Consider the following 5,396-nt stretch of genomic DNA (forward strand, 5'->3'; position numbering starts at 1 on the left):
TCGGGCTAGAAAAGCATCTCGTCACCGCAAAACATCCAGATCGGCGCACGGTCATCCCCTCGGTCAGCCGGCCTTCAGGAAGACGACGCGACCGAAATACAACGCCGAGCCTCCACCGAGCGCTTACCGTACAGGTCACGGCAGGCTCGCGCGATCTTGCGTGAGCCGCGCCTTGATCTGGGTCCGAGATCGGTAGATCTCATGCCGGTAGCGTACACACGGGACGAACGAAGTGACCAAAGATAACCTGGGGTTGAACCCCGATATGCTTGCAATGGCCAGCGAACTGGTAGCGGCTTACGTTTCGAACAACCGCGTACCGGCAACTGAGCTTCCTGTCCTGATCGGCACCGTCCATGCGGCCCTTAACGGCATCATGGGTGGGACAGCCGCCGGCGGTGCCAGCGCCCCGGCCGAAGAGATCGAGAAGCCGACCGCGGCGCAGATCCGCAAATCGATCCGCCCTGACGGTCTCGTCAGCTTCATCGACGGCAAGGCCTACAAGACGTTGAAGCGCCACCTCACGAAGCACGGGCTAAACCCGCGCAGCTACCGGACGAAGTTTGGCCTGCCAGACGATTATCCGACGACAGCAGCCTCGTACTCAGCGGCTCGCTCGGCCCTTGCCAAGAACATCGGTTTGGGTCGGCCGGGTCGTATGGCTGCCTGAGCACGCCGTAGGAGCCGGCCGCGATCCAGCGGCGGGCTTCGAGGGGGCAGCTTTCAGCTCTGTCGCTGCCTTATCCCTCTGCTTGTTGCTCGATCACACCACGCCAACCAAGGCCGCGATAGGTTTCGTAGCCCGGAGTTTCATGGAAGGCGACGAGCCGCCCACGATCGTTCAGATAATGACCATGTTGTTGGCCTTCGGTGCGAAGCCGATACACCTCACTCAGAACCCCTTGGCCCTTTGAGCAGGCGATCACGCGGTCTTTGGCATCGAGCAGCATCACCCGGGTGCGATCTCGCTCGCTATGTCCTAGCCGCACGCCCTCAACGATGGCACGGGCCTGCGGCTGCCAATCGAAGTGGATTGCCAAAATGCCTTGCGGTCGCCCCTCCGCACCGTGCGCAGAGCGCACGCTGGCGCAATACGTTGCGACCTGTGCTCCGTCGAGCTGTCGTTCGGTACGGACATCCGCCGCTCTGAAATCATCACCGCTGCGCAGGGTGAGAGCGTCACGGAACCAGGGCTCGTTGCCGACATGCGATCCCACCACCTTGGGATACGTGTCGGGACGGCCATTGGCGAGAACACGCCCCTCGGTGTCGCAGAGCCAAAGGTCGAGATAGACCGTGTAGGCGGACAGGATGACGCCAAGGCGCTCGCTCGCGTAGGCGACGGCGGCAGCACTTGGCTCGTTCGCACATGCGATGACGGCCGCGTCGGTCGCCCACCATCGTACGTCGCAGGTCCGCTCGTAGAGATTGCGGTCGATCAGCTCGACTGCGTTCAGGGCAAGATCCACACAACGGGTGGCCCGCGCTTCGTTCGCAAGACGATCGACAGCCTGCGTCAGATGCTCAATGCCGGTGCTGAGGCTAAGCCCAAGAGACGATGCCAGTTGCTCTATTTCGGAAGATACAGCACGCACCTCCTGTGCGACGACAGAAAATCCGGCACCTTTCTCACCGGCGTGAGCAGCTTCGATGAGCGCATTGAGCGCAAGAAGCTTCATGCGCCCGGTTATAGATTGGATCGATGTGAGGTCGGATGAAGCACTGTTCTTAAGATTCCGAGCAGAGGTACCAACGACCGCGGACAGGGATAGATTGCTCATCAATCAATTCCAGCACAACTTACTTACAGGCGGCCTTTTATCGAGCCATCTATCAATCTACTAATGCATGGATCTACATTGCTAATAAATCGTATAGATCGTTATTCGACTTGGAAATCGCTCAAAATTGGTGCAAGATCTGGCCATATACGCTCAACATTTCATCTCCTTCAAGCTCAGATCCCTTCCCATCCGTCTGATGGAACGAGCGTGTCGCGTGCCGCTTTTAGATCGTCGAGACCCTGCACAGGACCGAGATGTGAAGTATCGAGACCGATCAGGTCAACAAGAGATACTTCGCCGCCTGATCGAACGCTGTTTTCCAAGAGTGAGGAAGGGCTTGCCATCATAGCGCGCCCTAACTGCATCTGTGAGCGGCAATCAGCGCTGAACGGAAAACGACTGTATTTTGTACGCCTGACTTTGTCTGACGATATCCGAGAAGGGTGGCTTGCTACCTGTTAGGTCTGGGCAAGGGAAACAGAAGAAGCAGACATTTGCTAGGAAGCAAGAATTGGGCGATTCTCGTCTATAGTTGTCGCTCGAACTACGCCAGCATCGTTCTGGCAGCAGACACCGCGGCGCGAACACGCGCCTTCTCGAGAACCGTAACCCAGTGGTCCCCGGGATACACTTGTCCGCCAGCGCGATCGCTCATAGCTCCTGATCATGACTGCGATCCCTTTCGACAACAGCTACGTCCGCTTGCCGGACCGCTTTTTCGCCCGCCGCGCCCCGACACCCGTCGCGGCCCCGCGCCTCATCCGCCTGAATGGCGACCTGGCGGCGATTCTTGGCATCGACGGGGTTTGGGTCGCTGGCCCCGCCGGGGTGGAGATGCTCGCTGGAAACACCGTCCCGGAAGGCGCCGATCCGATCGCAACGGCTTACGCCGGGCATCAGTTCGGCAACTTCGTGCCGCAGCTCGGCGACGGGCGCGCCGTCCTGCTCGGCGAGGTCGTCGACCGTGACGGCCGCCGCCACGACATCCAGCTTAAGGGCGCGGGCCCGACCCCGTTCTCCCGCCGCGGCGACGGCCGGGCGGCGCTCGGACCGGTACTGCGCGAGTACCTCGTCAGTGAGGCCATGGTCGCGCTCGGCATCCCCACCACTCGGGCGTTGGCTGCGGTGGTTACCGGCGAGCCCGTCCTGCGCGAGACCCAGTTGCCCGGCGCGGTGCTTGCCCGGGTTGCGGCCAGCCACATCCGGGTCGGCAGCTTCCAGTACTTCGCCGCCCGGGGTGACACCGAGGCGGTGCGGGCGCTCGCCGACCACGTCCTCGCCCGGCACTATCCCGAGAAATCATCCGCGGAGCATCCCTACCGGGCGCTGCTCGCAGGTGTCGTCGCCCGCCAGGCCGACCTCGTAGCGTCCTGGCTCCTCGTGGGCTTCGTCCACGGGGTGATGAACACCGACAACATGTCGGTGGCCGGCGAGACGATCGACTACGGCCCCTGCGCCTTCCTCGACGCCTACGACCCGCGCACACGCTTCAGCTCGATCGACGCGCACGGGCGCTACGCCTACGGCCAGCAGCCGGGCATCGCCTTGTGGAACCTGACCCGCCTGGCCGAGACCTTGCTGCCGCTGTTGGCCGAGGACGAGGCGGCGTCGGTCGAGGCCGCCGAGACGACGCTCGCCGGCTTCAGTCCGCGCTTCGAGGCAGCCTATCGCGGCGGTCTCGCGAAGAAGCTCGGGCTGTCCGGAGAGAGAGCCGGCGATGCCGCGCTCGCGGACGACCCTCTGGCGCGGATGGCGGAAAACCAAGCGGACTTCACTCTGACCTTCCGCCGCCTGTGCGACGCGGCCGAGCGGCCGGATGCGGACGCCGGGGTGCGCGACCTGTTCGTCGACCCCACTGAGTTCGACGCCTGGGTCGTGCGCTGGCGGGAGCGACTGGCCAACGAGGGACGGAACCCCGCAGCGACGGCGGCGGCGATGCGCGCGGTCAACCCGGCGTTCATCCCGCGCAACCACCACGTCGAGGCGATGATCGCGGCGGCGGTCGAGCAAGGCGATTTCGGCCCGTTCGAGGACATGTTGGCGGTGCTGTCGCGTCCCTACGATGACCAGCCCACCAACGCCCGCTACGCCGAGGCACCGGTGGGTGGCGGGGTGGGCTACCGCACGTTCTGCGGCACCTGAACGTCCGCCGGCCTCTGAATCATCCCACGATCATCACCCGGGCCTGTGATTCGGAAACCACCTCCGGTTGAAGCCCGGCGGGCGCTATTGCCCAAGGTAAACCGTGGCGAGCTGCGGCGCCGCTACCCACGCGCCATGTGTCCGCTTGATCGAGCTTGAATGTCCGCTTCAGGGATTCGGGGTTGAAAGCCTGAACGACCGTGTCGGGTCGGGACCCGTCCGGCCGCTCTACGACCGGGTTGGGTGGATTTCTGTCGGTCCGCTTTTGGGGCGGCGATCCATCGAAGCGGACATCGTCTGTAATGCTGCTCCAGACCCATTACGGAAGGTCCGAAGGTCCGTTTCTCGCTAGGTCATCGAATGAGGACCCGGGAACTCAGCGCGTGTACTTGCACCCGCTCGCTTCCTGCGAAAAGCCGACTTGTGGTGAAGGTTGACGTTCGACCCTTCCGATCGCCATCGAACTCGACCTCCGGTTTGCTACACCTAGGCATTGTGTGCAGGATCGTAGCGTTCGCTTAGAAGTTACCTACGTGCGGGCATGCGACGGAAACCGGAGCGCTCCTGATGGACCGCCTACAAACAGATCGGTGCCTGGAGGTTGCTCGTGAGTTGCGCGCAGCGGCCGAAGAGACGCGGCGGACTCTCCAGGCCTCGCGAGATCTCGTCCGGCGGTCCCGCGAGCAGACCGCTGCAGGGCCGTCACAAAGCCGCAAGGTCGAGGACCCTGGCCCATCGAACCAATTGGTGACGTCTCTCATTGACGCCTACGAGGCCTCGGAAGACGACCCCGATACCCAGACTCGCTTGCTCCTCGGCCGGGTTCTCCATCATGTCGGGCGTCGCATCGCTGGCGCGATGGGACCACGGGCGGTCGGGATCGCCGTGCATTGATCGACGCGGCTTAGGAAACGGCGGAAAGTTATGGCGAACGGTGACGATCCGCAGGACCGCCTCGGTGCCTTAGATCGCATCGCCCGGTCGCTGGGTGTTCCGACCGCGGCCTTCATGACGGCCGACCCGGCTAAGACATCGGACATCGAAAATGCCGTGGCGGGTCTGGATCATCTCCCCGAAGTAGTAGCTTTGCTGCGTCTGTTTGTGCGGCTGAAGAGCCCTGAGGCTCGGGCCCGCTGCCTCGCCTACGTGGTGCAGGAGGCCACGCAAGACGTCTGATCCGCACGGCCGTCCTCGACATCGGGCAAGAACGCATGATGCTGGGCCCCAACGAACGGCGCAGTATCGATCCGAAGGTTGAGAACGCGGTGATGGACCAGGACCACTTCCCGATCGTCGGCATCGGCGCGTCCGCAGGCGGCATCGAAGCGATGCAGGGCTTCTTCCGTGGAGTGCCGGAGACGCTCGGGGCCGCCTTCGTCATCGTCACGCATCTCAGTCGAGAGCACAAAAGCCTGCTCCCGGACGTGCTGGCCCGCTTCACGCCGCTTGAGGTCGATGCTGCCGCCGACG

General features: G+C 63.2%; 5 protein-coding genes. 4 read left to right on the forward strand and 1 reads right to left on the reverse strand.

The annotated features are described in order from the left end of the window. Positions 1 to 265: 265 nt before the first annotated feature. Positions 266 to 670 carry a MucR family transcriptional regulator gene (locus FV222_RS16170; RefSeq protein WP_147815100.1) on the forward strand — a complete coding sequence of 135 codons (405 nt, stop codon included), beginning with the start codon at positions 266 to 268 and terminating at the stop codon, positions 668 to 670. 70 nt (positions 671 to 740) lie between these two features. Here the strand turns inward: FV222_RS16170 and FV222_RS16175 are convergent, their stop codons facing one another. Next, positions 741 to 1,781, reverse strand: coding sequence for a methyl-accepting chemotaxis protein (locus FV222_RS16175; RefSeq protein WP_147815094.1), 1,041 nt, complete (start codon positions 1,779 to 1,781; stop codon positions 741 to 743). A 669-nt stretch (positions 1,782 to 2,450) separates the two neighbouring features. On the opposite strand from FV222_RS16175, the gene FV222_RS16180 reads away from it, so the two are divergent. The 3 genes from FV222_RS16180 to FV222_RS16190 form a co-directional block, all read left to right on the forward strand. Next, a complete protein-coding gene (locus tag FV222_RS16180) occupies positions 2,451 to 3,926 on the forward strand; it encodes a protein adenylyltransferase SelO (protein WP_147815096.1) in 1,476 nt (491 codons plus the stop codon). Positions 3,927 to 4,850: 924 nt separating this feature from the next. Then, a complete protein-coding gene (locus FV222_RS16185; RefSeq protein WP_147815098.1) occupies positions 4,851 to 5,102 on the forward strand; it encodes a hypothetical protein in 252 nt (83 codons plus the stop codon). A gap of 35 nt (positions 5,103 to 5,137) precedes the next feature. Continuing rightward, on the forward strand, positions 5,138 to 5,396 hold a 259-nt coding region (locus tag FV222_RS16190), incomplete at its 3' end, for a chemotaxis protein CheB (RefSeq protein ID WP_281406888.1).

This window comes from Methylobacterium sp. WL103 (assembly GCF_008039885.1).
Taxonomy (GTDB): domain Bacteria; phylum Pseudomonadota; class Alphaproteobacteria; order Rhizobiales; family Beijerinckiaceae; genus Methylobacterium; species Methylobacterium cerastii.

Excerpts from the sequence above, each read along its gene's own strand:
- FV222_RS16175 (WP_147815094.1), bottom strand. The coding sequence starts at position 1,781 with ATGAGCAATCTATCCCTGTCCGCGGTCGTTGGTACCTCTGCTCGGAAT.
- FV222_RS16180 (WP_147815096.1), top strand. The coding sequence starts at position 2,451 with ATGACTGCGATCCCTTTCGACAACAGCTACGTCCGCTTGCCGGACCGC.
- FV222_RS16185 (WP_147815098.1), top strand. The coding sequence starts at position 4,851 with ATGGCGAACGGTGACGATCCGCAGGACCGCCTCGGTGCCTTAGATCGC.
- FV222_RS16170 (WP_147815100.1), top strand. The coding sequence starts at position 266 with ATGCTTGCAATGGCCAGCGAACTGGTAGCGGCTTACGTTTCGAACAAC.